General features: G+C 67.9%; 21 protein-coding genes and 1 pseudogene. 13 read left to right on the top strand and 9 right to left on the bottom strand.

What is annotated here, in order from left to right; all coding sequences use genetic code 11:
• Positions 1 to 3: 3 nt before the first annotated feature.
• The 3 genes from J2848_RS28945 to J2848_RS28935 form a co-directional block, all read right to left on the bottom strand.
• Positions 4 to 1,437, bottom strand: a complete 1,434-nt coding sequence (locus tag J2848_RS28945; protein WP_149233479.1) for a UdgX family uracil-DNA binding protein — start codon at positions 1,435 to 1,437, stop codon at positions 4 to 6.
• Positions 1,438 to 1,646: 209 nt separating this feature from the next.
• A complete protein-coding gene (locus tag J2848_RS28940; RefSeq protein ID WP_149233480.1) occupies positions 1,647 to 2,774 on the bottom strand; it encodes a class I SAM-dependent methyltransferase in 1,128 nt (375 codons plus the stop codon).
• A 542-nt stretch (positions 2,775 to 3,316) separates the two neighbouring features.
• Positions 3,317 to 4,528 carry a putative DNA modification/repair radical SAM protein gene (locus J2848_RS28935; RefSeq protein ID WP_149233481.1) on the bottom strand — a complete coding sequence of 404 codons (1,212 nt, stop codon included), beginning with the start codon at positions 4,526 to 4,528 and terminating at the stop codon, positions 3,317 to 3,319.
• A gap of 490 nt (positions 4,529 to 5,018) precedes the next feature.
• On the opposite strand from J2848_RS28935, the gene J2848_RS28930 reads away from it, so the two are divergent.
• On the top strand, positions 5,019 to 5,708 hold the full coding sequence (locus tag J2848_RS28930; RefSeq protein WP_149233482.1) for a DUF2076 domain-containing protein: 690 nt from the start codon (positions 5,019 to 5,021) through the stop codon (positions 5,706 to 5,708).
• Positions 5,709 to 6,072: 364 nt separating this feature from the next.
• Here J2848_RS28930 and J2848_RS28925 read toward each other — a convergent pair whose 3' ends face one another.
• Positions 6,073 to 7,437, bottom strand: coding sequence for a nucleotide sugar dehydrogenase (locus J2848_RS28925; protein WP_149233483.1), 1,365 nt, complete (start codon positions 7,435 to 7,437; stop codon positions 6,073 to 6,075).
• A 184-nt stretch (positions 7,438 to 7,621) separates the two neighbouring features.
• On the opposite strand from J2848_RS28925, the gene J2848_RS28920 reads away from it, so the two are divergent.
• Positions 7,622 to 8,488, top strand: a complete 867-nt coding sequence (locus J2848_RS28920) for a hypothetical protein (RefSeq protein WP_149233484.1) — start codon at positions 7,622 to 7,624, stop codon at positions 8,486 to 8,488.
• A 26-nt stretch (positions 8,489 to 8,514) separates the two neighbouring features.
• Here J2848_RS28920 and ypfJ read toward each other — a convergent pair whose 3' ends face one another.
• On the bottom strand, positions 8,515 to 9,435 hold the full coding sequence (gene ypfJ / locus J2848_RS28915) for a KPN_02809 family neutral zinc metallopeptidase (protein WP_149233485.1): 921 nt from the start codon (positions 9,433 to 9,435) through the stop codon (positions 8,515 to 8,517).
• A gap of 397 nt (positions 9,436 to 9,832) precedes the next feature.
• On the opposite strand from ypfJ, the gene J2848_RS28910 reads away from it, so the two are divergent.
• From J2848_RS28910 to J2848_RS28890, 5 genes are all read left to right on the top strand, one after another.
• Entirely contained in the window at positions 9,833 to 10,045 is a 213-nt protein-coding gene (locus J2848_RS28910) for a hypothetical protein (RefSeq protein ID WP_149233486.1), read from the top strand.
• A 55-nt stretch (positions 10,046 to 10,100) separates the two neighbouring features.
• Positions 10,101 to 10,634: a translation initiation factor IF-3 gene (gene infC / locus J2848_RS28905; RefSeq protein ID WP_085085354.1), complete on the top strand. Its 534-nt coding sequence runs from the start codon at positions 10,101 to 10,103 to the stop codon at positions 10,632 to 10,634.
• A gap of 220 nt (positions 10,635 to 10,854) precedes the next feature.
• A complete protein-coding gene (locus J2848_RS28900; RefSeq protein WP_149233487.1) occupies positions 10,855 to 12,513 on the top strand; it encodes a PAS domain-containing hybrid sensor histidine kinase/response regulator family protein in 1,659 nt (552 codons plus the stop codon).
• A 62-nt stretch (positions 12,514 to 12,575) separates the two neighbouring features.
• A complete protein-coding gene (locus tag J2848_RS28895) occupies positions 12,576 to 13,775 on the top strand; it encodes a D-alanyl-D-alanine carboxypeptidase family protein (RefSeq protein ID WP_149233488.1) in 1,200 nt (399 codons plus the stop codon).
• A 62-nt stretch (positions 13,776 to 13,837) separates the two neighbouring features.
• Positions 13,838 to 15,313, top strand: coding sequence for a tetratricopeptide repeat protein (locus tag J2848_RS28890; RefSeq protein WP_149233489.1), 1,476 nt, complete (start codon positions 13,838 to 13,840; stop codon positions 15,311 to 15,313).
• 120 nt (positions 15,314 to 15,433) lie between these two features.
• Here J2848_RS28890 and J2848_RS28885 read toward each other — a convergent pair whose 3' ends face one another.
• Positions 15,434 to 15,877, bottom strand: coding sequence for a MerR family transcriptional regulator (locus J2848_RS28885; protein WP_246194099.1), 444 nt, complete (start codon positions 15,875 to 15,877; stop codon positions 15,434 to 15,436).
• A gap of 83 nt (positions 15,878 to 15,960) precedes the next feature.
• Here J2848_RS28885 and J2848_RS28880 point away from each other — a divergent pair, with 83 nt between their 5' ends.
• The 5 genes and pseudogenes from J2848_RS28880 to J2848_RS28860 all read left to right on the top strand — a co-directional run.
• The gene (locus J2848_RS28880; protein ID WP_149233490.1) at positions 15,961 to 18,207 is read left to right on the top strand and encodes a heavy metal translocating P-type ATPase; all 2,247 of its coding nucleotides are present in this window, start codon (positions 15,961 to 15,963) and stop codon (positions 18,205 to 18,207) included.
• Between the two features lie 53 nt (positions 18,208 to 18,260).
• A complete protein-coding gene (locus tag J2848_RS28875) occupies positions 18,261 to 18,752 on the top strand; it encodes a DUF411 domain-containing protein (protein WP_149233491.1) in 492 nt (163 codons plus the stop codon).
• Positions 18,753 to 18,861: 109 nt separating this feature from the next.
• Positions 18,862 to 19,131, top strand: a complete 270-nt coding sequence (locus J2848_RS28870; RefSeq protein ID WP_042695816.1) for a metal-sensing transcriptional repressor — start codon at positions 18,862 to 18,864, stop codon at positions 19,129 to 19,131.
• 10 nt (positions 19,132 to 19,141) lie between these two features.
• A complete protein-coding gene (locus tag J2848_RS28865) occupies positions 19,142 to 20,023 on the top strand; it encodes a nickel/cobalt efflux transporter (RefSeq protein ID WP_149233492.1) in 882 nt (293 codons plus the stop codon).
• A gap of 27 nt (positions 20,024 to 20,050) precedes the next feature.
• A pseudogene (locus J2848_RS28860) lies at positions 20,051 to 20,362 on the top strand (YkvA family protein); the annotation flags it as partial.
• 6 nt (positions 20,363 to 20,368) lie between these two features.
• On the opposite strand, the gene J2848_RS28855 reads toward J2848_RS28860, so the two are convergent.
• The gene (locus J2848_RS28855; RefSeq protein ID WP_149233494.1) at positions 20,369 to 20,911 is read right to left on the bottom strand and encodes a D-glycero-alpha-D-manno-heptose-1,7-bisphosphate 7-phosphatase; all 543 of its coding nucleotides are present in this window, start codon (positions 20,909 to 20,911) and stop codon (positions 20,369 to 20,371) included.
• 165 nt (positions 20,912 to 21,076) lie between these two features.
• A complete protein-coding gene (locus tag J2848_RS28850) occupies positions 21,077 to 21,553 on the bottom strand; it encodes a hypothetical protein (RefSeq protein ID WP_149233495.1) in 477 nt (158 codons plus the stop codon).
• Positions 21,554 to 21,805: 252 nt separating this feature from the next.
• Here J2848_RS28850 and J2848_RS28845 point away from each other — a divergent pair, with 252 nt between their 5' ends.
• Positions 21,806 to 23,002 carry a helix-turn-helix transcriptional regulator gene (locus J2848_RS28845; RefSeq protein ID WP_149233496.1) on the top strand — a complete coding sequence of 399 codons (1,197 nt, stop codon included), beginning with the start codon at positions 21,806 to 21,808 and terminating at the stop codon, positions 23,000 to 23,002.
• Between the two features lie 278 nt (positions 23,003 to 23,280).
• Here J2848_RS28845 and aqpZ read toward each other — a convergent pair whose 3' ends face one another.
• Positions 23,281 to 24,021, bottom strand: coding sequence for an aquaporin Z (gene aqpZ, locus J2848_RS28840; protein WP_149233497.1), 741 nt, complete (start codon positions 24,019 to 24,021; stop codon positions 23,281 to 23,283).

Here is a 24,021-nt window from a genome sequence, read left to right as displayed (position 1 = left end):
CGCTCAGCCTGCACTCTCCACCATCCCCCGCGCCCACCGCAGGTCGCTGACGAAGTCGCGATAGGCCTGCTCCACTCCCTCGCCGGCCGGCAGGCGCAGCAGGTAGGACGGGTGGACGGTGACGAAGCCCCCCCAATCGCCGAACCCCGTCGGCCCGCGCTCCCGCAGGACCGGCACGCTGCGCCCGGTCAGCGCGAGCGCCGCGGTGGCGCCCAGCGTCACCACCAGACGCGGGCGGACGAAGCTCAGCTCCTTCATCAGCCACCAGCGGTAATGCTTCACCTCGCCGGCGGTCGGCGACTGGTGCAGGCGGCGCTTGCCGCGGGCGACGAACTTGAAATGCTTCACCGCGTTGGTCAGGTAGGCGGTGCTACGCTCGATCCCGGCCTCCTCCAGCGCGCGGGTCAGCAGCTGCCCGGCCGGGCCGACGAAGGGACGGCCCTCCACATCCTCCTGGTCGCCGGGCTGCTCGCCGACGATGGCGATGGCGGCCCCCTCCGGCCCCTCGCCCAGCACCGCCTGCCTTGCTCCCGGCACCAGGGGATCCGCCGCCAGGATGATGCGGTTCAGCTCGGCCAGCGTCGCCGGCTCCTGACGGGCCATGGCGGCGACGGCCTTGTCGGGATTGCGGCGGTGGGGGGCCGCGGCCTCCGCCTCGATCATCGCCTGCACCCGCGCAGGCGCGGAGCGGATCATGCGGGGAATCGCCGCCGCCTCCGGCAAATTGGCCCAGTATTTCCGCGGCATCTCCGCCCGCATCGCCGTGGGGTTCACCCGTGCGGGATTGAAGGTGCTCTCGTAATAGCGTTGCCAGCCCTCGGCGAAGCGGTCGTCGCGGTCGAGATGCTCCGGCTTCACCGCCGCCGGCCCGATCGTCAGCGACCGCCGGTCCCAGTGCAGCGATCCCACCGGCGTCAGGATCGTCCAGACCAGGCTTTCGAACCGCTCGACGAAGAAGGGGGCGGTGGCCTCGACGATGAAATGGTCGGGCTCGAACCATGCGACATAGCGCTCGGCGCCCCCGCTTTCGGAGTTGGCAGGGTCGCGCACCTCGTTGAAGCGCAGGAAGGCGTGCATCTTGTGCAGGTCGCGCCGCACCGCCTTGTCCAGCAGCGCCAGCCGATGGACCAGCGGGTCGGCATGGTGGTCGAGCATGTCGCGCTCCCCCCGCACCACCCGCCAGACCAGCCGGTGCAGCAGGGCATAGCGTTCCGGATCGCGGTGGCAGACCACGGTGCCGATCAGGTCCCCGACCGCCCTGGGCAGGGAAACCGGCGGCGCATCGGCCGGCAAGGGGGCGGCATCGCCGAACAGCGACGGCGCCGCCCCGCCACTCCAATCCACCTCACCCGGCTCCAGGCCGAGCGCGACCAGCCCACGCAGGGCGCGGCGGAAGCCGTCCAGGTCGGCGCCATCCTTCAGCTCGATCCTGTGCATCAGACCTTCCGGCTGGGGCTTCCACCTTCAGGAAGCAGAAGCAAGGCAGGGCACGGGAAACGCCACCCAAATTGAACAAGTCATGAACATATCAGAGGCTCTCCGCATGAACCAGCGGAGCTACGCATATCGGTCAGAGCACCTCAATCCATAGCAACCTGCTGATCCAGCGAGCCTGTCAGCAGGGATTGCCGAACTGGTCCTGAGCTTCAGCGACGCCTTGGCTTTACGACCACACCGACTTTGTGAAGGTGTTCGTTACGGCCCAGCCAGCCCCCGCAATCAACTGTAAAGATCGCAGAGCTTGGCAGATTGTATGTATCGGCCAGCCGGCCTGAAATTTGCTTGAACGCTTCAGTCATGGCGGGAGATTCCAAGTCGTCCCATACGACTATAAATTCCCTATCATCGATCAGATCAAGACCGATCAACATATCCATCTCAAAATTAATAGCTTCTGCTGTGTGCATTGCATCAGAAAAGATCAAATTGTACTTTTTCCCTTGCAGCCTTTCCCAAGAAAACCTATCCAAGACATCTCCAGCTATATAGTTTACAATATTATTTTTATCATGTTTCCTAAATTCCTTTTCAGAAAAATCTGCCTTTCGCAGAGAATTCTCATTTCTAGAGAATTTTTTCTCTTCTACAAAGCTCATGCGTGCGGATAGTGTCGGATTAATATCTTCGATATCAAAAGCAGTCAGTTTCGACTCCTTAAAATTCTCCAGCATAAGATAAAAAGTTTTTCCGACGGAAACTCCGATCTCCAGATATCTGATTGAATTATCAAGAAATTTTGACATATATACAATCAAATCAGCGTAAATCGGATAATACCCGACATTCAGATCGATTTTGGGGCGAGCAAATTGAGGAAGACCATAATTCATAACAGAATTATTATAGACATCATCTTCAATCCAGCGCGGGATGCTTTGCAGAATTTTCCTGTTATTTTTTATGATATCAGCGATACTAAAGTCTTTCTTTGACCCGAACGCCATTTTAACGTGCGGCGAGAATGTGCGTTCGAACGCCATGCATGCTGCGTTCAACGCGCTGTCTTCCTTGCCGTTATCCTCAAAATATCGACAGATGTTGCGGTCAATCCCATAATCCTTAAAAGAATTCGACAAGAATATTTCAGAATGTTCAATGCTCTTGCCGTAATCCTCCTTGGTCATGGCCAGGAGAGAGGCCAACAGGTGGCCACCAGGATAAGATGGTGCCACCTTTAGAACTTGATCACACAAATTATTTGCTTCACCCAGATTTCCCGAGCGAATAAAATTCAAAGCCATCTCAACGGCTTCCGGTACAGAAATACTAGTCATTTATTTTTCCTATGGTGTCGCCCTGTTTCCCCTAAAAGGATATATTGTAATATTATTTCATTATAATAGCTCCTTCAGTGCATTGGTGGATATGGAATTTCATATCTCGATTGACTAATCCAATCAACGCCATCACCGCTGCGACACAGCGGCACCTTCCTTGCTTCGTGCTCCTTTTGCATTTGCTACCCTAGCGCATCCACCACCCCCAGCGCCAGCAGCCTCACCAGCACCGCCTCGCCCAGGCCAGGCAGGCCCCGCAGACCGAGTGCCACCCACCACTCGCCCAATCGCAGCAGTGACGGACCTCCTTCAGCAGGCGGTCCTGGATGCCGGTGACGGTGCGCCGCGCTGATGCTCAACGATTGTCTGCACAGATGCCCCTGTGGCTGTGTGATCGATCGCGATGTCGCGGCGGTCGTGCTGATCCTGCGGCGGGCGCAGGGAATGGGGCCGGAACCGACCTTCGGTCGCCAAGGCAGCGGAGCACCGCCCAGCTTGACCGAGAAGCCATCGCTTCTAGGCGATGGAGTGTTCACGGCTCAGAACAGGCTGAGCTGCTTGGGCGGCGCCACCAGCCTTTGCCGCAGGTCGGCGCGGTCGGTCAGCCCGCCCGGATGGTGGTCGGCGGCGATCAGGAAGGCCCGCGCCCGCTTCAGCCCCGAGGACAGCCGTGCCACATCCTCCAGCCGCAGGGTGGTGTGGCGCCGCGCCTCGACGATCCTGTCGACCGCCCGCGCTCCCAGCCCCGGCACCCGCAGCAGCATCTCGCGGTCGGCGCTGTTCACGTCGACCGGAAAGCGCTCGCGGTTCTTCAGGGCCCAGGCCAGCTTGGGGTCGATGCCCAGATCCAGCATGCCGCCCTCGCCCCCGGCGGCGATCTCCTCCACCGTGAAGCCGTAATAGCGCAGCAGCCAGTCGGCCTGGTACAGCCGGTTCTCGCGCTGCAACGGCGGCGGCTTGACCGGCAGGGCGGAGCTGGCTTCCGGGATCGGGCTGAAGGCGGAATAATAGACCCGGCGCAGCCCATAGCGGCGATAGAGCGTGTCGCTGGTCTCCAGCACCGACAGGTCGGTGGAGGCGTCGGCACCGACGATCATCTGGGTGCTCTGCCCGGCGGGGGAGAAGCGCCGCTTCTCCTCCTTGGCCTCCAGGATGCGCTCGCCGACCTGCCCCATCACCGCCTTGATCGAGGTGCCGTCCTTCTCCGGCGCGAACGCCTTCAAACTGCGGTCGGACGACAGTTCCAGATTGATCGACAGCCGGTCGGCCCACAGCCCGGCCTGCTCGATCAGCCAGGGGCTGGCCTCCGGGATCGTCTTCAGGTGGATGTAGCCGGCGAAGCCATGGTCGCGCCGTAGCGTGCGCGCCACCAGCATCAGCTGCTCCATGGTGTAATCGGGCGAGCGGATGATGCCGGAGGACAGGAACAGCCCCTCGATGCAGTTGCGCTTGTAGAAGCCCAGCGTCAGCCGCACCACCTCCTCCACGCTGAAGCGCGCGCGGCGCACGTTGGAGGAGCGGCGGTTGATGCAGTAGGCGCAGTCGAACAGGCAGTAGTTGGTCAGCAGGATCTTGAGCAGCGAGACGCAGCGCCCGTCCGGTGTATAGGCGTGGCAGATGCCGGCCCCGGTGGTCGATCCGATGCCGTCCGGGCCACCGGTCCGCCGCTTCGCCCCCGACGATGCGCAGGAGGCGTCGTATTTCGCCGCGTCCGCCAGAGTTTCGAGCTTGTCGAGCAGCGCCTCATCCACCGTGGGGACTTCCCTTTCCCGTGCCAATGTTCGCAATATGTTCTTTTGAAAACGAAAGGCAAGCCTCCTTCGGCCGGCCCTCTCAGTTCTCCCGCAGCGCCTCGACCAACTCCCGCAGCACGCCGTCCCAATCGCCCGGCGCGTTCGGGGCGCAAATTGTGCGGGTGCCGTCTTGACAGGAAAGCGGGACGGGGCCACGTGCTCATCACCTGGATCCGGGCCCCTCTGGCGACTTAGACGTGGTCGCGATGTCGGATCTCTTCACCTGCTTTTGCGCCGACGGGCGTGACCGCACTTGGAGGGACCGATGTCCTCTTCCCCGACCGTCTTTCCAAATCCTCGCCCGGGCAGCCCGCCCCCTCCCGCTTCCGACGCCGCCCCGGCGCGTGTCCCCCCTTCCGGCGCGCGGCCGCAGCCTTGCGTCCCTTCGGGATATCGGCCCCGGCAGCGGGTCGCTTTCCGCAACCCTTTCATGAGAACGAGCATCGCCATGGACCAGACCGAACGCCAGATCATCGACGACCTGTTCGCCAAGCTGCATCAGGCCGAGGCGCAATCCGGCCCGCGCGATCCCGAGGCCGAGGCGCTGATCCGCGAGCGGATCGCCCGCCAGCCTGCCGCCGCCTACCTGATGGCCCAGGCCATCGTGATGATGGAGCAGGCGCTCGCCGCCTCCCAGGGCCGCAACGAAGAGCTGGAGCGCCAGCTGCGCGAGCGCCCCGCCGCTGCGGCTCCGGCCCAGTCCGGCGGCGGCGGTCTGTTCGGCAGCCTGTTCGGCGGCGGCAGCCGTCCCGCTCCGCAGCCCGCATATCCGGCGGCTCCCCCGTCCGCTGCCGCTCCGGCTGCCGCCATGCCGGCCGGCTCGCCCTGGGGCCGCCCGCCGGCCGCTGCCAATGCCCCCGCCTATGGCGACCCGCGTGTCGCCGCCTATGCCCAGCAGCCGCGGGCCGGCGGCGGCTTCATGGCCGGCGCCATGCAGACGGCGGCCGGCGTGGCCGGCGGCATGCTGATCGGCAGCGCGCTGTCCAGCATGTTCTCCGGCGGGGAGGCGATGGCCAGCGAGGCCGCCACCGCTGCCACCGACGCGGCCACCGCCGCCACCGACCATGCCGAACAGGCGGTCGAGGGCAGCGGCTGGGGTGATTTCGGCAGCGATTTTGGCGGCGAAGAGGAACTCTGATCCCGACCCCGGGCGGCGCGCCGTTGAACTTAGTGCCGCCTTTCGGGAACAAATTCCTATAAAATGGCGTCGGACCCACCGCTGCGGAGCCGACGCCATGCCCACCCCTCTCCCCTTTCCAGGATTGCCGGCCCCTGGGTGGGAGAGGGGGATTTCCCCGACCGATGGAACGGCAGCGCCCGGCGTGTTTCACAGCGTTCCATCTGCCGCCATCGCCGACCCCATTGCCCGCCCGGCGGATGGAACGCCACCGCCCAGCGTGTTTCACCCTGTTCCATTGGCTCTTGCCGTCAGCCCGGCGGATGGAACGGTAGCGCCCGGCATGTTCCACGCCGTTCCAGCTGCCGGCCGCCCCATCCCGGCCTCAGGCCTTCACGATGCGGTCGGCAAACCCCTCGACGGCGTGCATGGCGTTGCGGGTGTCGACCACCAGCGGGCAATGGGCGGCGAGGCCCTGATAGTCGATGCCGTCATGGTCGGTGACGATCACCGCCGCGTCGAACCCCGAAAGCCGCTCCGCCGTCCAGTCGATGGAGGTCCGGCCGGCAAGCGCCGCATGCTCGCGGGTGACCGGCAGCACGGGGATGAAGGGGTCGTGGTACTCGACCGCCGCCCCGCGTTCCAGCAGCATCTCCATCAGCCGCAGGCCCGGCGATTCCCGGCTGTCGTCGACGTTCTTCTTGTAGGCCATGCCGACCAGCAGGATGCGCGAGCGGCTGAGCCCGATCCCGGACCGGCGGTCGAGCGCCAGGGCGAGGCGGTCGACCACATGGCGCGGCATCATCGTGTTGACCTCTCCCGCCAGCTCGATGAAACGGGTGGAGATCTGGTACTCGCGCGCCTTCCAGGTCAGATAGAAGGGGTCGATCGGGATGCAGTGGCCGCCCAGACCGGGGCCGGGATAGAAGGGCATGAAGCCGAAGGGCTTGGTCTTCGCCGCCTCGATCACCTCCCATATGTCGATGCCCATCGGCTCGAAGACGATCTTCAGCTCGTTCACCAGGGCGATGTTGACCGAGCGGAAGATGTTCTCGGTCAGCTTGGTCGCCTCCGCCGTCCGCGTGCCGGACACCGGCACCACCTGCGGTACCACCTGCTCGTAGAGCGCCACCGCCAGCCGCCGCGCGCCCTCGTCGTCGCCGCCGACCACCTTGGGGATGGTGCTGGTGGTGAAGGTGATGTTGCCGGGATCCTCGCGCTCGGGCGAATAGGCCAGGAAGAAGTCGCGCCCGCTGGCCAGCCCGGTCTCCTCCAGGATCGGCCGCATCACCTCGTCGGTGGTGCCGGGCCAAGTGGTCGATTCCAGCACCACCAGCTGACCCGGCCGCAGCCGGTCGCGGATCAGGCGGGTGGAGGCCTCGACGAAGCTCAGATCCGGCTCGCGCTGCGGCGACAGCGGGGTGGGGACGCAGACGATCACGGCGTCGCAGGCGGCGAATTCATCCGCCGCGGTCGTCGCCCGGAACCGCCCGGTCGCCACCGCCCGGGCGACGCGGTCGCCGGTGATCTGCCGGATGTAGGAACGCCCCTCGTTCAGCGCCGCCGCCTTGGCCGGGTCGATGTCGAAGCCGGTGACCGCGAAGCCCGCCCCGGTCAGCGCCAGGGCCAGCGGCAGCCCGACATAGCCGAGCCCGATCACCGCCACCCGCGCGCTGCGGCCGCGATAGGCGCTTTCCAGGGACTGGATGTCCGGCGCCTGGAGATCGGGTGCGGTGTCCGCTGTGCTCATCATGCCGTTCCGTTCGAAAGGACTGGGCCGCCCGGACAACCATCCCTCGGCGGCTGCCGAATGTGTGACGGGCGGCACGGCTTTGCGCAACCCCCTGTTCCGTATGGGTGCCGGGGATCGGAAACTCTGGCGCCCGGACCGCGAAGGGTGCCAATTTGCCGCGAAACCCCGGATCCCGCCAGCCATGACGCCGCACTCCCCGCCCCTCCTGCCCCAGCAGATCGCTCCGGTGGACGACCGCCAGTCGGCGCTGACCGCCCACCATCTGGGCGCCGATGGGGAAGCCCTCTACAGCTATTTCATGGCCTTGCGCGGGGAGAGCGACCGGGCGCTCGCCGGGCTGCCGCCGGCGGGCGGCAAGCCCTACCCCTATGGCCGCTGCGAGGAGATCACCCGCGACCTCTTCGCCCGCCTGTCGCAGCGTCTGGCCCGGCCGGCCGGTCCGGTGGAGCGCGCGCTGCGCGCCTTCGTCGAGGAGGGCGGGGTGCTGCAAAGCGTCTGGGGAGTCCTGCGCGAGCAGTATTTCCAGAACGCGCTCCAGATCGGCGCGCTCTATGTCGACGTGTCGAACGACACGGTGGTGGTGACCAAGCCGAAGGTGGAAATCCTGCCCATCGCGGAGTCGGGTCTGGTGCCGGTGCGCGACCTCGGCCATTTCCGGCAGACGGCGGAGCGTTACTGGGGGGCGACGCTCTACGCCAACCATCTGGCGCCGACGCTGGCCCCGCTGCTGCCGCTGCTGTCGGTCAGTCCCGGCCGGCTGGCGCCCGGCCTGCAATCGGCCTGCGACTACATGATCGCGCTGATGTGCCGCGACCGCTTCCGGGATGCCGAACGCTGGCTGGAGACCGGCCCCGCCCCGCCTGCGGAACTCGCCGCCGCCTGCCTCGCCACCATCCCCGCCGACCTGCGCCCGCTGACCGGCCAGCCCCGGTTGGAAGCGGCCGCCGCCTGCCGCCGCGCCCGGGAGGCCGCCTGCTGGGCCGATCCCGACTGGCGCACCGCCCGCGTGCTCGACTATCTGCGGCTCATGCGCGGGGTGGGGAGTTAAGCCCCTTTCCAGCCATCAAGCCCTTCTCACGGCCGGTCCGTGCCGAAGGTGTCGCAGGCCTCCAGCCGGCCGCTTTCCAGGCCGGTGCGGAACCAGCGGACGCGCTGGGCGGAGCTGCCGTGGGTGAAACTGTCGGGGCTGACGGTGCCGCGCGCCTGACGTTGCAGGCGGTCGTCGCCGATGGCACTGGCGGCGGTCAGCGCCTCCTCGACGTCGCCGGGCTCCAGCATCCGGCGGTCGCGGTTGGCGTGGTTGCCCCAGATGCCGGCGAAGCAGTCGGCCTGCAGCTCCAGCCGCACCGACAGGGCGTTGGCCTCGGCCTGGCCGCGCGCCCGCTGCTGGGCCGCCTGCACCTTGTCGGAGATGCCCAGCAGGTTCTGCACATGGTGGCCGACCTCATGGGCGATGACATAGGCCTGGGCGAAGTCGCCGGGCGCCCGGAAGCGGTCGCGCAGCTCGCGGTAGAAGCCGAGATCGATGTAGAGCTTGCGGTCCATCGGGCAGTAGAAGGGGCCCATCGCCGCCTGCGCCCGGCCGCAGCCCGACGACACCGTGCCGGTGAACAGCACCAGCGTCGGGTCCTGGTACTGGCGCCCCATCTGCTGGAACAGGCCCTGCCAGGTGTCCTCGGTGTCGGCCAGCACGACGGAGACGAAGCGCTTCAACTCGTCGTCGGCCTGACTGCGCGGGGCGGCCTCGCCGATCCGGGTGCGGCCCGTACTCTGGTCCGCCTGCTCGCCACCGCCCAGCAGCACCGTGGGATCGACTCCCAGCACCATCGACACCACCAGCAGAACGATGGCTCCGCCGATGCCCAGCCCGCCCCGGCCGATGCGGATGCCGCCACCCCTGCCGCCGAAGCCGCCCCCGAATCCTCCGCCCCCGAAGCCACCCTGCCCGCGGCGGTCCTCGACATTCTCGCTTTCCCGTCCCCCCTGCCACCGCATCGCCACCCTCCATCGTCACGGGTCGGCCCGATGGGCCGGTGGAGACGAAACCATCAGGGGCTTCCCACGTTCCCTGCGGAGCCCGCGGCAAGGCGGAGAACCGGTGCGGAACGGCTTGAAAATCCCAGCCGGCTCCCCATCTGGGAAAAGGCCGAAAACCGTCCGGGCGAAACCGCTCGGGCAGTGCCGTCCCCCCACCTTTCCGCCCCGGCGGGAGGGAGCCTTCACCGGGGACGCCGGCCTTTTGGAACATGCCCACACCCGGGGCCGTTTCCCTTTGTCGGGGCCTCGTGCGGCGGTGTTGCGCCGCGCCGGTTCCCGTTCACGACGCCACACACAAGCAAGAGCCGGCCGGCACCGAGTCCTTCGGTCCGCCCATCCGGCCTGGAGGATTTTCATGACGACCCCGATCGTTTCCGCCCTTTCGCAGACCGCCGGCCATTTTGCCGCCCAGTCCACGCTTGCGCCGGCCCAGCTGGCCTCCACCCGCTCCTCTGCCGGCCAATTCGCCGCAGTTGAGGGCAAAAAGCCCGATTTTCGTGCCGATCCGCAGCCGTCCGGCTTGACCCGGGGCGAACTGCGGCAGATTGTGCTCGACATCCTGGGCTGAGCCTCTTGTCCCGGGCTCGCCTCTTTCTACCCATCCACGACCACAGGAGATCACCATAGCCAAGCTCTACGACGCGGACCCCGTCCGCGAAGGCCCGCGCCTCAACCGTGAAATCACCGCCCGTATGGTCCGCCTCGTCGGCGCCGACGGCGAGATGGTCGGCGTGGTGCCGCTCCGCCAAGCGCTGGAAGCCGCCGCGGATGCCGACCTCGACCTCGTCGAAGTGGCGCCCCAGGCGGATCCGCCTGTCTGCAAGATCCTTGATTACGGCAAGTTCCGCTTCGAGGAGCAGAAGAAGGCCAACGAGGCGCGGAAGAAGCAGAAGATCATCGAGCTGAAGGAAATCAAGCTTCGGCCGAATATCGACGATCACGACTATGACGTGAAGATGCGTTCCGCCGTCCGCTTCATCGAGGAAGGCGACAAGGTCAAGATGACCATGCGCTTCCGCGGCCGCGAGATGGCGCACCAGGATCTCGGTCTGAACGTGCTCGTCCGCGTGCGCGACCAGCTCCAGGACATCGCCAAGGTCGAGCAGATGCCCCGGGTCGAAGGCCGCATGATGGTCATGGTGCTGGCCCCGCGCTGAGCCCTGTCCAAAAGGGAACCTGCGGGGCGGTTCGCCGCCCCGCCCCTTTCCCCTGATGACTGCAAATCCCGCCCCAAATTGCGCCAGCCAACTCCCGGCAAATTCCGCGTAATGCGACGGAATAATACCTGGATATTCGTATTGGGTTATTGACCCTGACGGTATCGGGCACGGATCATTGGGAAGTTTGCTTCCCCTCGTGTTCCGGAAAGTCGTTGTTATGAAGGACGAACGTGTCGCGCCCGCCTGGGAACCCGTCTCCGGCGAACGGCAGTTCCGCCTGCTGGTCCAGAGCGTGGTCGACTATGCGATCTTCATGCTCGACCCCACCGGCGTCGTCCGCAGCTGGAATGCGGGGGCTGCCCGGATGAAGGGCTATGCCGCCGAGGAGATCATCGGCCGGCATTTCTCCAGCTTCTACACGGAGGAGGACCGCGCCGCCGGTATGCCGCAGCGGGCACTCGCCACCGCCCTGTCGGCGGGCAAGTTCGAGGCGGAGGGCTGGCGCCTGCGCAAGGACGGCACCCGCTTCTGGGCCAGCGTCGTCATCGATCCCATCCGTGACGAGACCGGGACCCTGCGCGGCTTCGCCAAGGTCACCCGCGACATCACCGAACGCCGCAAGGCCCAGCAGGCGCTGGACGAGGCGCGCGAGGTCCTGGCCCAGGCGCAGAAGATGGAAGCGGTCGGCCAGCTGACCGGCGGTGTCGCCCACGACTTCAACAACCTGCTCCAGGCCATCAGCAGCAGCCTGGAACTGATCGATCAGCGGCTGTCGGCCGGGCGCAGCGACATCGCCCCCTTCACCGCCACCGCCCGCGCCGCGGTGGACCGCGCCGCCACCCTGACCCGGCGCCTGCTGGCCTTCGCCCGGCGCCAGCCGCTGAAGCCGGAGCGCGTCGACCTGAACGCGCTGGTGGCCGGGCTGTGGGACCTGCTGGGCCGCTCGGTGGGCGAGCAGATCCGGCTGGAGCAGCGGCTGGCGGAGCCGCTGTGGCCGGTCCATGCCGACGTGAACCAGATCGAAAGCGCCCTGCTGAACCTGGTGATCAACGCCCGCGACGCCATGCCCGATGGCGGGTGCGTGACGGTGGAGACCGCCAATGCCGCCCTGGGACCGGCCGACCTCGTCAGCGAGCCGGGGGTGGAGCCCGGCGACTATGCGGTGCTGAGCGTGCGCGACAGCGGGACCGGCATGCCGCCCGACGTGCTGGCCCGCGTCTTCGAGCCCTTCTTCACCACCAAACCGATCGGCCAGGGCACCGGTCTGGGGCTGAGCCAGCTCTACGGCTTCGCCCGCCAGTCCGGCGGCTTCGTCCGCATCGACAGCGCCATCGGCCAGGGCACCGCGGTGCATCTCCACCTGCCGCGCGATCATGCCGTCACTGCCGCCGCTTCCGCCGAACAGGCCGCCGCTGTCTTCGACCCGTCCACCGGGCAGGCCGGGCGCGGCACCGTGCTGGTGGTGGAGGACGAGGAACTGGTCCGCATGCTGCTGGTCGAGGTGCTGGAGGGCGACGGCTACACCACGCTGGAGGCGGCCGACGGCACCACGGCACTCGCCCGGCTGGAAGAGGCCGGGGAGAAGGCTGAATCGGAGGAAAGGCCGCCGGTCGACCTGCTGGTGACCGACGTCGGCTTGCCCGGCCTGAACGGCCGGCAACTGGCGGAGGCGGCGCAGGCGCGGTATCCCGACCTGAAGGTGCTGTTCCTGACCGGCTATGCCTTCCAGGCCCTGGACGGCCGGCCCGGCGACGGCGAGGATGGGCTTGGCCGCAACATGCGCATGCTGGCCAAGCCGGTGGCGGTCGATGCCTTCCGCGCCATGGTGCGGAAGCTCCTGTCCGAGGGCCTGTCTGACGGCTTGTCCGGCGGATGACGCCCGCCGCTCCCTGTCCCCTCCTGCCCTGCCTCCCCCAACCTCCAGGGAGACCTGAGACGATGCACCCGCTCGCCCGCGTCTCGACGCTGCTGTTCTCCCTGACCGCTCTCATGGCTTTGGCCGCGGTCCTGCTGGCGCCCCTGCCGGCTTCGGCCAAAGGCTCTGCCAAGAAGGCTTCGGCACCGGTCGCCGCGGAGATCCTGATGGATGCCGGCAGCGGCAGGGTCTTGCAGGCGCGCAATGCCGACACCCTGACCTATCCGGCGTCGCTGACCAAGATGATGACGCTGATGCTGACCTTCGAGGCGCTGGACCGCGGCACGCTGCGGCTGGACCAGAGCCTCGTGGTGTCGCAGCATGCCGCATCGATGCCGCCGTCGCGGCTGTGGCTGGCGCCCGGCAGCACCATCACGGTGGAGCAGGCGATCCTGGCGCTGGTCACCCGCTCGGCCAACGACGTGGCGGTGGTGCTGGGCGAGGCGCTGGGCGGCAGCGAGACCGCCTTCGCCGCGAAGATGACCGCCCGCGCCCGGGCGATCGGCATGCGCCGCACGGTCTTCCGCAACGCATCCGGCCTGCCCGACCGGCTGCAGCGGACGACGGCGCGCGACATGGCGATCCTGTCCCGCGCGCTGATCCGCAGCCACGCCCGGCATTATGCCTATTTCAATCGCCGCAGCTTCGACTGGCAGGGCGACATGGTCTATGGCCACAACCGCCTGATGGCACGCTATCCCGGCATGGACGGCATCAAGACCGGCTACATCGCCGCCTCCGGCTTCAACCTCGCCGCTTCGGCCGTGCGGGACGGCCGCCGCCTGATCGCCGTGGTGATGGGCGGACACAGCGCCAACTCCCGCGACGACCGCGTCGCCGACCTGCTGGATGCCGGCTTCAAGCGCCCGACCAGTCCGGCCAAACCCGCACCTGTGCAACCGGATCTGCTGATCACCAAGAACAGTGCCTCGATCACCGAACGCAACACGGCGGTGAGCGTGGGCGTCCCTGCGGCGAAATCCACTGGCGGCCCCTGGGCCATCCAGGTCGGCGCCTTCGCCAGCCATGCCGCAGCACAGCGCAGCGCCCACGCCACCGCCAAGCGCCTGGGGGCCCTCGCTGCCGGTGCCAGTCCTGCGGTCGTCCGTTCCGGCGGTCTCTACAAGGCCCGCCTGACCGGTTTTGCCGCTGCCAAGGCCGACGCCGCCTGCACTGTCCTGAAGACGGCCGGAAAGGGTTGCTTCGCGCTTCAGGACCGGTGACGCGCCGTGGGAACCGCCTTGGGATTTCGCTTTGGATCGGGGCCTTGTTCTCGGTTATGTAGATGGCGATGGCCACCCTCTCCGAAGCGACTCTTCTGGCGTTTGATCTGCACGCCGCAGGACGGTTTTCCGAGGCGGAAACCCTCTATGGCCGTGTGCTGGAGGCCGAACCCGGATATCCGGACGCGCTTCATCTGTCCGGCATTCTGCTGGGCCAGACCGGACGCCTGGAGGAAGGGCTGGTCCGGATCGCCGAAGCCATGGCCCGGCGGCCGGACTCCGCGGAATATCCGCTCAACTACGGCAATCTCCTCCGCGCCGCCGGGCGGACCGCGGAGGCGATGGAGGCCTACCGGCGGGCGCATGCCCTTGGGGCGCCGCAGGCTGCCGAGGGGCTGGCCGACCTGCTTCTGGATCACGGCACCCGTTGCCTGGACGGCCGGGATCCAGCCGCCGCCGAGGCGGCCTTCGCGGAGGCGTCGCGTTTGCGTCCCGGCGACCTCCGCATCCGCACCGGGCTGGCCGATGCCCGTTTCGACCGGCAGTCCTGGGAGGCCGCCGTGGCGGCTTACCGCGCCGTCCTGACGCTGTCCCCATCCTCACGCCTCGTCTGGTACAATTCCGGGGTCGCGGCCTGCAACGCCGGGCGGATGGCGGAGGCGGCAACCGCCTTCCGGTGCGCCAGCACCCTCGATCCCGATCATCTGGACACGCAGGAATACCTCGTCGCAACGCTTTTCCATTGCGACCGGCGGGCGGAGGCGGCAAGCGAAGCCGGTGCGATCCTGACGCGGAAGGCGAAGGCGGCGCAGCAGGGGCGGCAGGATGGCGGAACGGTGCCTGTTCCCGCATCCATGCTCACATCCCTGCCGGCATCTTCGCAAGAGTCTGGGCTGGACGGCCGGACGCGGCGGATCATCAGCTTCAGCCTGTGGGGGACCGCATCCCTGTACATGCAGGGGGCGCTGGAGAATGTCCGCCTTGCGGCGGAGTTCTATCCGGGCTGGACCTGCCGCATTTATCACGACGAGTCCGTGCCGGCATCCGCTCTCGGCGAACTGGCCGGGGCGGGGGCGGAACTGGTTGCCATGGAGCCCGGCAGCGGGCCGGTACATGGCCTGTTCTGGCGCTTCCTCGTTTCCGACGATCCGACCGTCAGCCATTTCCTGTGCCGCGACGCCGATTCCCGCCTGAACAGCCGCGAGCGGGCCGCGGTGGATGCCTGGCTGGCCTCCGGCCTCCCCTTCCACGTCATGCGCGACCATATCATGCACACCGACCTGATGCTGGCCGGCATGTGGGGTGGGCGGGCCGGCATCCTCCCGCCGATGGCCCCCCTGGTGGGGGCCGCCGCCCGTGCCGATGGCGGGCGTTTGCAGGACCAGCGCTTCCTCGGGCGCGTCGTCTGGCCGCTGATCGAGGGCCGCTGCCTCGTTCATGACAGCGCCCATGACGGCCACGGGCTGCCGTTCCCCGACGTGCCGATCGACGCGCGGTTCCGCTTCACCCATGTCGGGGCCTGCGTGAAGGACGCCTGACGGCCAAATCCAGGTGGGGCGTTGCAGCGCCGCCATGATGCCAGCCTCGTCTGCCGGGCAACCGGTTCCAGGTCATAGGGTGGCACTTGTCCCACCCGGCGCTTCGCCCCGGCCGTGGCCTCAATGACTGTCGTGCAGGCAGTGGGTGTGGTCGGCCAGCACCTCGATCACATGGCAGCTGCGCACCTGATCCTGGGCGCAGCCCTCCACCATCCGCCGCACCTCGTCGCGCAGGGCCTCCAGCCGGGCGATCCTGGACTCGATCTCGGCCAGATGGGTGCGGGCCAGCAGGTCGGCCTCCCGGCAAGGCCGGCCCGGATCGTCGGCCATCGCCAGCAGCTGGCGGATCGCCTCCACCTCGAAACCCAGCTCGCGGGCATGACGGATGAAGCGCAGGCGGCGGACCGACCCGTTGTCATAGGTGCGTCGATTGCTGCCGGTGCGCGGCGCCTCCGGCAGCAGGCCGATGCTCTCGTAATAGCGGATGGTCGGGATCTTCACGCCGGTTTGCTTGGCGAGCGACCCGATGGTCAGGGGTGTCGGCAGGCTGGACATGGTGGGCATTTCCTTCTTGATCCTCCAGTCGCTGGAGGATCTAGGCTCCGGGGGAGCTGCCGGCAACCGGCCATGATCGAGGAGCCTCTTCCATGCACGGACCGATTTCCGAACCCCCGTCCGGGACGCAGGTCGGCACCGCCCTGCGCACCAGCCGCTACCGGGTTTCCGGCATGGATTGCGGCTCCTGCGCAGCCAAGATCGAGACGGCGCTGCGCCGGGTGCCGGGAATCCGCGAGGTGCGGGTGTCGGTGTCCGCGGGAACGGTGTCCGTTTCGCACGAGGACAGGCTGGGTGCCGACGCGGTGGTCCGTCCGCTGTCGGCCCTCGGTTACGGCGCCACCCCTGCCGATGCGGTGGCGGAGGCCGGAGCGTCAACCTGCGGCGGGGACTGCTGCGGGGCCGAGGCTCATGCGCACCCTCACGCTCACTCCAATGGCCATTCCCATAACCATTCCCACAGCCACGACGATGCATCCGAAGCGCCCTGGTGGCGGGGGCGCAAGGCTCTGCTGACCGTGACGGCCGGTGTGGCCCTGGCCGCCGCGACGGCGCTGGGCCTGCTGGTACCGGCGGCGGAGCCCTGGGCCTTCCCGCTGGCGCTGATGGTCGGGCTGCTCCCGGTGGCGCGCCGTGCCCTGGCGGCGGCGCGGGCCGGAACCCCCTTCTCCATCGAGATGCTGATGACGGTCGCCGCCGTCGGCGCGCTCCTGATCGGGGCGGTGGAGGAGGCGGCGACGGTCCTGGTCCTCTTCCTGATCGGCGAACTGCTGGAGGGGGTGGCAGCCGGCCGGGCGCGGGCCGGCATCCGCGGCCTGACCGCGCTGGTCCCCGACACGGCGTTGCTGGAGCGGGACGGTGCCGTTCCACACCTCGTTCCCGCTGCCGGGCTGGCCGTCGGCTCCGTCATCCTGGTGCGGCCGGGTGACCGGGTGGCGGCCGACGGTGTCGTGCTGTCCGGCCGCAGCAGTGTCGACGAATCTCCCGTCACTGGCGAGAGCGTACCGAAGCTTAAACGCGAGGGCGATGCGGTCTTCGCCGGCACCATCAACGCCGATGGCGCCCTGCGTGTCCGCGTCACCGCGGCGGCGCGCAACAACACCATCGCCCGCATCGTCCGGCTGGTGGAGGAGGCGCAGGCGAGCAAGGCCTCGACCGAGCGGCTGATCGACCGCTTCGCCCGCTTCTACACGCCGGGCATCGTCGGCGTGGCCATCCTGGTCGCCGTGCTGCCGCCGCTGGCCTTCGGGGGCGATTGGACGGGGTGGATCTACCGCGCCCTGGCGGTGCTGCTGATCGGCTGCCCCTGCGCGCTGGTGATCTCCACCCCGGCGGCCATCGCCGCCGGCCTGTCGAACGGCGCCCGGCGCGGGCTGCTGCTGAAGGGTGGTGGCGTGCTGGAGGCGTTGGGCCGCATCACCACCGTCGCCTTCGACAAGACCGGCACCTTGACGGAAGGCAAGCCCCGCGTCACCGATCTGGTTCCCTTTGGTGCGGGCGAGGTGGAGTTGCTGGCCGACGCCGCGGCGCTTGAGGCCGGGTCGAGCCATCCGCTGGCCCGCGCCATTCTGGCCGCGGCGGCGGAGTGCGGCATTGCTCCGTCGGCGGCTGACGAGGTGACGGCGCTCCCCGGTGCCGGCTTGAACGGCAGGGTGGAAGGGCGGCCGGTGGCACTGCTGTCGCCTCAAGCCGCCGGACCCGCCCTGACCGTGGCACAGGCGGAGCAGGCTGCGGCCTTTGCGGAGGCGGGCAAGACGGTCTCGGTTCTGCTGGTGGACGGCATCCCTGCCGGGTTGATCGCCATGCGTGACGAGCTGCGTTCCGACGCCCGCAGCGGGATCGCCGCGCTGGAGCGTGCCGGAATCCGCTCGCTGATGATGACCGGCGACAATGCCCGGACCGCCGGGGCGGTCGCCGGAATGCTGGGCATGGCAGCGCATGCCGAACTGCTGCCGGACGACAAGCTGCGCATCGTCCGCGATCTTCAGGCCCAAGGGCAGCGGGTGGCGAAGGTCGGCGACGGCATCAACGACGCCCCGGCGCTCGCCGCCGCCGATGTCGGCATCGCGATGGGCGGCGGCACCGATGTGGCGCTGGAGACGGCCGACGCCGCCATCCTGCACGGCCGGGTCGGCGACGTGGCGGCGATGGTGGCGTTGTCACGACGTACCATGGCCAACATACGGCAAAACATCGCATTGGCTTTGGGCTTGAAGGCGATCTTTCTGCTCACCACCGTGCTTGGTGTCACCGGGCTGTGGCCCGCGATCCTGGCGGATACCGGCGCCACCGTGCTGGTCACTGCCAACGCCCTGCGCCTCCTGTCTGTCCGACTGTGATCGGCGCCCGTGGGCGTCCAGGACAAAGCACTGATTTCGTTAGGAGAAACTCTATGAGCATGACGCGGCGGACGATGATGCGAGGGGCGGGCCAGGGAGCGCTGATGGCCGTTCTGGCGCTCGGCCTCGGGTCCGTGGGACTGTCGGGCATGGTCCGTGCCGCCGTTCTCGCCGGCGGCACGGCGGTCGAGGTCTGGAAGGCCGCGAGCTGCGAATGCTGCGAAGGCTGGGTGCGGCACATGCGCGCGGCCGGCTTCGACGTGACCGTCCATGTCGTCGACGACGTGACGCCGATGAAGCGGATGGCCGGCGTGCCGGACGACCTCGCCTCCTGCCACACGGCGCGGGTCGGCGGCTATGTGCTGGAGGGCCATGTGCCGGCCGACGACGTGAAGCGGTTGCTGGCCGAACAGCCGCCAGCCCGTGGGCTGGCGGTCCCCGGCATGCCGCAGGACGCCCCCGGCATGGACATGGCCAGCGGCCAGCCCTATCAGGTCATGCTGTTCGGCGCCGGCGGCGGCCCGCAGATCTTCGCCCGGCACTGATTTCCTTCGCGAAACCGGGATGGCGACCACAAGCGCCATCCCGGCTGGAAAGCCCGATTGGGGGGACTTGTCTTTGACTCTATCCCCTCCAGGGGGATAGGATCAGGGCATGAGCACGCACCATTCCCATCCCGACATTGTCAAGCGTCTGAAGCGCGCCGACGGTCATCTGCGCGGCATCATCGAGATGATCGAGGCCGAACGCCCCTGCCTGGACATCGCGCAGCAGCTCCACGCGGTGGAGAGCGCCGTGCGCGAGGCCAAGAAGCTGCTGATCCACGATCATCTCGACCATTGCCTGGACGCCGCGGTCGATGCCGGGCCGGAGGAGTCCCGCCGCTCCGTCGCCGAGTTCAAGGCGATCACCAAATACCTGTGAGGGGACGAAGATGCCGGATTTCGCCGCCCTGTTGCAGCAGGGAGCCGGGCAGGCCTGGCTGTTCGTTCCCAGCGCCATCCTGCTGGGTGCCCTGCACGGGCTGGAGCCCGGCCATTCGAAGACCATGATGGCCGCCTTCATCGTCGCCATCCGCGGCACGGTGTTGCAGGCGGTCCTGCTGGGGCTGGCCGCGACGGTGTCGCACACGCTGGTGGTGTGGGTGGTGGCGCTTGCCGGCCTGAGGCTGGGCCAGGGCTGGGACGCCGCAACGACCGAGCCCTATTTCCAGGTCGCTTCGGCGGTGCTGATCGTCGGCGTGGCGCTATGGATGATGGCGCGGACCTGGCGGGAGCAGCATCCCCATCACGACCACCACCATCATCATGACCACGGCGGCCATGGCCACAGCCATGACCATGATCTTCACCACGGCCATCATCACCATGACGACGAGCCGGAGGATGCGCACGCGCAGGCGCATGCCGAGGAGATCCGGCGCCGCTTCGACGGCCGTCCGGTCACCACCGGCCAGATCGTCCTGTTCGGCCTGACCGGTGGCCTGATTCCCTGCCCCGCCGCCATCACTGTCCTGCTGCTGTGCCTGCAATTGAAGGAGATCGCCCTGGGCGGCGTGCTGGTGTTGTGCTTCAGCATCGGGCTGGCGCTGACCCTGATGTCGGCCGGCGTGGTCGCGGCGCTGGGCGTGCGCCATGCCGAACGCCGCTGGTCCGGCGCCTTCGGCCGCATCGCCCGGCGGGCCCCCTATGTCTCCGGCGTCCTGATCCTGGCGGTCGGGCTTTATGTCGGGCTTCATGGGCTGTCTGGGCTGGGCTACCACCTTGCCGCCTCGCCCTCCCCGTCCTCTGCCGGCTTCTTCCAGCAGATCGGCTGATCCGGCCCCCGGACGATGTTGCAAACCGCAAAGACATGGGCGCGCGCAATCAAGCGCGACGTGCTGGCCGTCTATCTGGCGGCACGCGACCCGCGCACCCCCTGGCCTGTCCGCCTGTTGGCGATGGCGGTCGCCGCCTATGCGCTGAGCCCGATCGACCTGATCCCAGACTTCATCCCGGTGCTGGACTATCTGGACGACCTGCCGATCGTGCCGCTTGGCATCCTGCTGGTCGTCCGCCTGATCCCGCCGGAGCTTCTGGCCGAACACCGGGCCGCGGCGGCACGGCGGTCCACCCGGTTGGTCAGTGTCGCCGCCGCCGCGCTGATGATCGCGCTCTAGCCGTCACGCCGCCCGTGCCAGGATGCCGGCGACGACGGCGTCGAGGTCGCCGCCGCGGTAGAGCGTTCCCTCGATGCCTGCCCGCTGTGCCGCCTGTACATCGGTATCGCGGTCGCCGATCAGGAAGCTGCCCTTCGGCTCCACCGGCCATTCGGCCATTGCCTGCAGCAGCATTCCCGGCTCCGGCTTGCGGCAGGCGCAGTCGGTCCGGTAGGGCAGCTCGCCATGCTCGGGATGGTGCGGGCAGTAATAGAAGGCGTCGACATGGGCGCCGGCGGCGTTCAACTCCTGCTGCATCCAGCGATGCAAGGTGCGCACATGCTCCTCGCCGTAGAGGCCGCGGGCGATACCTGCCTGGTTCGTGACGACGAAGACCAGGAGGCCGGCGTCGTTCAGCCGCTTCACCGCCTCCTTCGCCCCCGGCATCCAGGTGATCTGGTCCGGGCGGTGGGCGAAGCCGATGTCCTCGTTCAGCACGCCGTCGCGGTCGAAGAAGGCGGCCCTGCGGCGGCTGGCATTCCGGGGGGAGGGCGTGTCGTCGGGCATGGTGGCGGCAGTCTTTCTTACGGTGGGGCTCTTGCGGTTCCGTTATGTTGAAAAGCCGTCCCGGCGGCGCTCTTGTCAACCCGGCTGCCGCTCTCCCAAGTGAAGCCATTTGAAAGAGAAATTACATATTTTCATGAAAACATATGATTAGACTGTATCGCCGCCTCACCGCCGTTCGATGCGGCGGACGCAGCCGAGCAGCAATTCCTCCAGGTTCAGCGGCGGCATGGCGATGTGGATGGCTTCGAAGCCGCGGGTCCGCGCCCGGACCATCAGGTCGTGGTTGGCCGCGGCGATGGACAGCAGGAGAGGGCGCACGGCACTGCGCATCGCCGCCAGCCGGTCGAAGACCGATGGCTCCGGTCCGCAAGGTCCCCGCCGCTCCGTCCCCGTCTCTCCGATCACGATCAGGTCGGGAACGATGGGGTCGGACGGGGTGGATGGAGATGCTGCCATCAGGGCCAGCCCGTCTTCCATCGTATCGCCCGCCACGACCTGCCAGCCCAGCGTTTCCAGGTAAAGCCGCAGCCCATCGCGCAGCAATGAGCTGCGGTCGGCGATCAGTGCCCAACGCACCCGGCTTTCGGCCACCCACCGTTCCGGCGACGGGCCGGCGTGATCCCTCCGGCTGTCATCGGTCATGGAAGAGGCGATCGGGGTGGTCAGTGGGATGATCGCTCGGGCAGTCATGGGCGCAGTCATTGGGGGCTTGCTCCGGTTCGAGGGCTCCTGTTTGCGGCAGGGACTCAGGTCCGGTGACTTTTGAGGAAAATCCCGATGGTCGCATCCTTCACATGACGGACGGGACGCTCCAACGTTGGTCATATGCGGCTGGTGGCGCTTGAGGACGGGACGTTGCCTACGGAAAATTGATCGGCAGCGGAGGACTTCCCCATGGTGGACGCTGCGGACTCGCTGATCGAGGACATCTACGACGCCGTGACCTTCCCGGAGCGCTGGGGAGGCGTCCTTGAGCGGCTCTGCGCCTTGACCGATGCGACGCACGGTTTCCTGTTCACCACGGCCCCCCAGCACGACAGCCGGACTGCGGCGCTATGGGCCCGCCACAACATCACGGACAGTCAACTCGCCGACTACACCGCGCATTTCCGCCATCGCGACGTCTGGGCGAACGCGGCGGCGGCGCGCGGCCTGCTGAGCCGCTGCGACGTCCGCCGCGGCGAGGAGCTGGTGCCGGACGCGGTGCTGCGGCGCTCCGCCTTCTTCAACGAGCTGCTGCGGGATCACGGCATGGGGCGGCTGTGCGCGCTCGCCCTGTCCGACGGCGGCGAGCTGGCGCCGGTGCAGCCGGTGCTGAGCCTCTATCGGCCGGCCGACGCCACTCCCTTCCCCGACGAGACGGTGCGGCTTCTTCGGGGCTGTGCCCCGCATCTCCAGCGGGCGATGCGGCTGCGCGTCCGGTTGCTGGCACGCCAGGATGGTGGGGAGGAGGATCGCTGGAACGGTCGCGCGATCGACCGGCTGCCGATGGGGGTCGCCCTGCTCGACGCCGCCGGACGGATCGCCACCCTGAATCGGGCCGGGCAGGCGATGATCGACGCGCGCGATGGCCTGCGGCTTTCGCAGGGGCGATTGCAGGCCGAACAGGGGGGTGAGGCGCGCCGGCTCGCCCATATGCTGGAGGCGGCGGTGTCGGCTGGCGGAAGGGGGGCTTCGGCGCACCGGGCGGAGGCGGGCGACCTCCGGGTGTCGCGCCCGTCCGGCCGGGCGCCCTATCTGCTGACCGTTCTGCCGCTGTCGCCCGAGGCAGCGGGACCGTTCGGCGATGCGGGCGGCTGTGGTGGTGGCACGCGCATCCGGGCTGCGGTCTACATCGTCGACCCGGCTGCGGTGACGCCGGGGCTTGAAAGGCGGCTGGGCGCCCTGTTCGGCCTGACGGTTGTGGAGGCCGGCCTTGTCGCCGATCTGCTGGCCGACCTGACCCCGGCCGAGATCGGCGAGCGCCGCGGCGTGGCGATCAGCACGGTGCGCAGCCAGCTGCGCAGCATCTTCGCCAAAACCGGAACCACCCGCCAGAGCGAGCTGATGAATCTGGTGAACCGCTGCCTGATGCTGCCGGAGGGGGCGTGAGGGTCAGCCCAACGATGTTCAGGGAAGCGCCGACACCACCAGGAGGCCGAGATAGATGCCGATGAACAGGCCGAGCACGATGCCGTAATCGGCCTCCGTCATCGGGCTGGAGTCAGGGTCGAACTGCCGCATGGATACGCCTTCTGCGCCGTTTGTCCTGCCTGAATAACAGTGGACGGCGATGGGGCGTTGCGACATCGGCAGGCCATCGGGGAACACCATCCGGGACCGGCCCTTTGCGAACCGGTCCCGTCGATCACAAGGGAGCCGTACCCGTTTCAGGTGGAGCTTTCCGCCTGCCCGGTGATGGCGGGCTTCGCCGGCACCTCCTCGGCAAGCACGCGGTAGGCCAGCCCGCCCGCCAGTCCGCCGGCCAGCGGGGCGATCCAGAACAGCCAGAGCTGCTGTAGCGCCCACCCGCCGACCACCAGCGCCGGACCGGTGCTGCGGGCCGGGTTCACCGACGTGTTGGTGACCGGGATGCTGATCAGGTGGATCAGGACGAGTGCCATGCCGATGGCCAGCGGCGCGAAGCCGGCCGGCGCCCGCCGGTCGGTGGAGCCCAGGATCACCAGCACGAAGAAGAAGGTCAGGACCAGTTCGATCGCCAGGGCCGAGGTGATGCCGTACTGGCCGGGCGAATGCGCCTCGTACCCGTTTGCGGCGAGGCCGTTGACGGCCAGGCTGTAGTCGGCTTTCCCGGTGGCGATGACATACAGCACCAGGGCCGCTGCGAAGGCCCCGACCAGCTGGGCCAGCACATAGGGCAGGATATCCTTGGCCGGGAACCGCCCGCCGGCCCACAACCCGACCGTGACCGCCGGGTTCAGGTGGCAGCCGGAGATGTGGCCGATGGAATAGGCCATGGTCAGGACGGTGAGGCCGAAGGCGAGCGACACGCCGAGCAATCCGATCCCGACCTGCGGAAAGGCGGCGGCGAGCACGGCACTGCCGCAGCCGCCGAAGACTAGCCAGAACGTCCCGAGAAACTCGGCGGAGCTGCGCCTTATCATGCTCAT

Source organism: Azospirillum lipoferum (assembly GCF_024170005.1).
GTDB classification, from domain to species: domain Bacteria; phylum Pseudomonadota; class Alphaproteobacteria; order Azospirillales; family Azospirillaceae; genus Azospirillum; species Azospirillum lipoferum.
Note: the sequence above shows the minus strand (reverse complement) of the source record. Positions and strands in the feature narration are given on the sequence as shown.

Excerpts from the sequence above, each read along its gene's own strand:
- J2848_RS28865 (WP_149233492.1), top strand. The coding sequence starts at position 19,142 with ATGCCGGATTTCGCCGCCCTGTTGCAGCAGGGAGCCGGGCAGGCCTGG.
- J2848_RS28930 (WP_149233482.1), top strand. The coding sequence starts at position 5,019 with ATGGACCAGACCGAACGCCAGATCATCGACGACCTGTTCGCCAAGCTG.
- aqpZ (WP_149233497.1), bottom strand. The coding sequence starts at position 24,021 with ATGAGCATGATAAGGCGCAGCTCCGCCGAGTTTCTCGGGACGTTCTGG.
- J2848_RS28875 (WP_149233491.1), top strand. The coding sequence starts at position 18,261 with ATGAGCATGACGCGGCGGACGATGATGCGAGGGGCGGGCCAGGGAGCG.
- J2848_RS28910 (WP_149233486.1), top strand. The coding sequence starts at position 9,833 with ATGACGACCCCGATCGTTTCCGCCCTTTCGCAGACCGCCGGCCATTTT.
- J2848_RS28925 (WP_149233483.1), bottom strand. The coding sequence starts at position 7,437 with ATGAGCACAGCGGACACCGCACCCGATCTCCAGGCGCCGGACATCCAG.
- J2848_RS28870 (WP_042695816.1), top strand. The coding sequence starts at position 18,862 with ATGAGCACGCACCATTCCCATCCCGACATTGTCAAGCGTCTGAAGCGC.
- J2848_RS28945 (WP_149233479.1), bottom strand. The coding sequence starts at position 1,437 with ATGCACAGGATCGAGCTGAAGGATGGCGCCGACCTGGACGGCTTCCGC.
- J2848_RS28940 (WP_149233480.1), bottom strand. The coding sequence starts at position 2,774 with ATGACTAGTATTTCTGTACCGGAAGCCGTTGAGATGGCTTTGAATTTT.
- J2848_RS28900 (WP_149233487.1), top strand. The coding sequence starts at position 10,855 with ATGAAGGACGAACGTGTCGCGCCCGCCTGGGAACCCGTCTCCGGCGAA.
- J2848_RS28850 (WP_149233495.1), bottom strand. The coding sequence starts at position 21,553 with ATGACCGATGACAGCCGGAGGGATCACGCCGGCCCGTCGCCGGAACGG.
- ypfJ (WP_149233485.1), bottom strand. The coding sequence starts at position 9,435 with ATGCGGTGGCAGGGGGGACGGGAAAGCGAGAATGTCGAGGACCGCCGC.
- J2848_RS28855 (WP_149233494.1), bottom strand. The coding sequence starts at position 20,911 with ATGCCCGACGACACGCCCTCCCCCCGGAATGCCAGCCGCCGCAGGGCC.
- J2848_RS28845 (WP_149233496.1), top strand. The coding sequence starts at position 21,806 with ATGGTGGACGCTGCGGACTCGCTGATCGAGGACATCTACGACGCCGTG.
- J2848_RS28895 (WP_149233488.1), top strand. The coding sequence starts at position 12,576 with ATGCACCCGCTCGCCCGCGTCTCGACGCTGCTGTTCTCCCTGACCGCT.
- J2848_RS28920 (WP_149233484.1), top strand. The coding sequence starts at position 7,622 with ATGACGCCGCACTCCCCGCCCCTCCTGCCCCAGCAGATCGCTCCGGTG.
- J2848_RS28885 (WP_246194099.1), bottom strand. The coding sequence starts at position 15,877 with ATGCCCACCATGTCCAGCCTGCCGACACCCCTGACCATCGGGTCGCTC.
- J2848_RS28880 (WP_149233490.1), top strand. The coding sequence starts at position 15,961 with ATGCACGGACCGATTTCCGAACCCCCGTCCGGGACGCAGGTCGGCACC.
- J2848_RS28890 (WP_149233489.1), top strand. The coding sequence starts at position 13,838 with ATGGCGATGGCCACCCTCTCCGAAGCGACTCTTCTGGCGTTTGATCTG.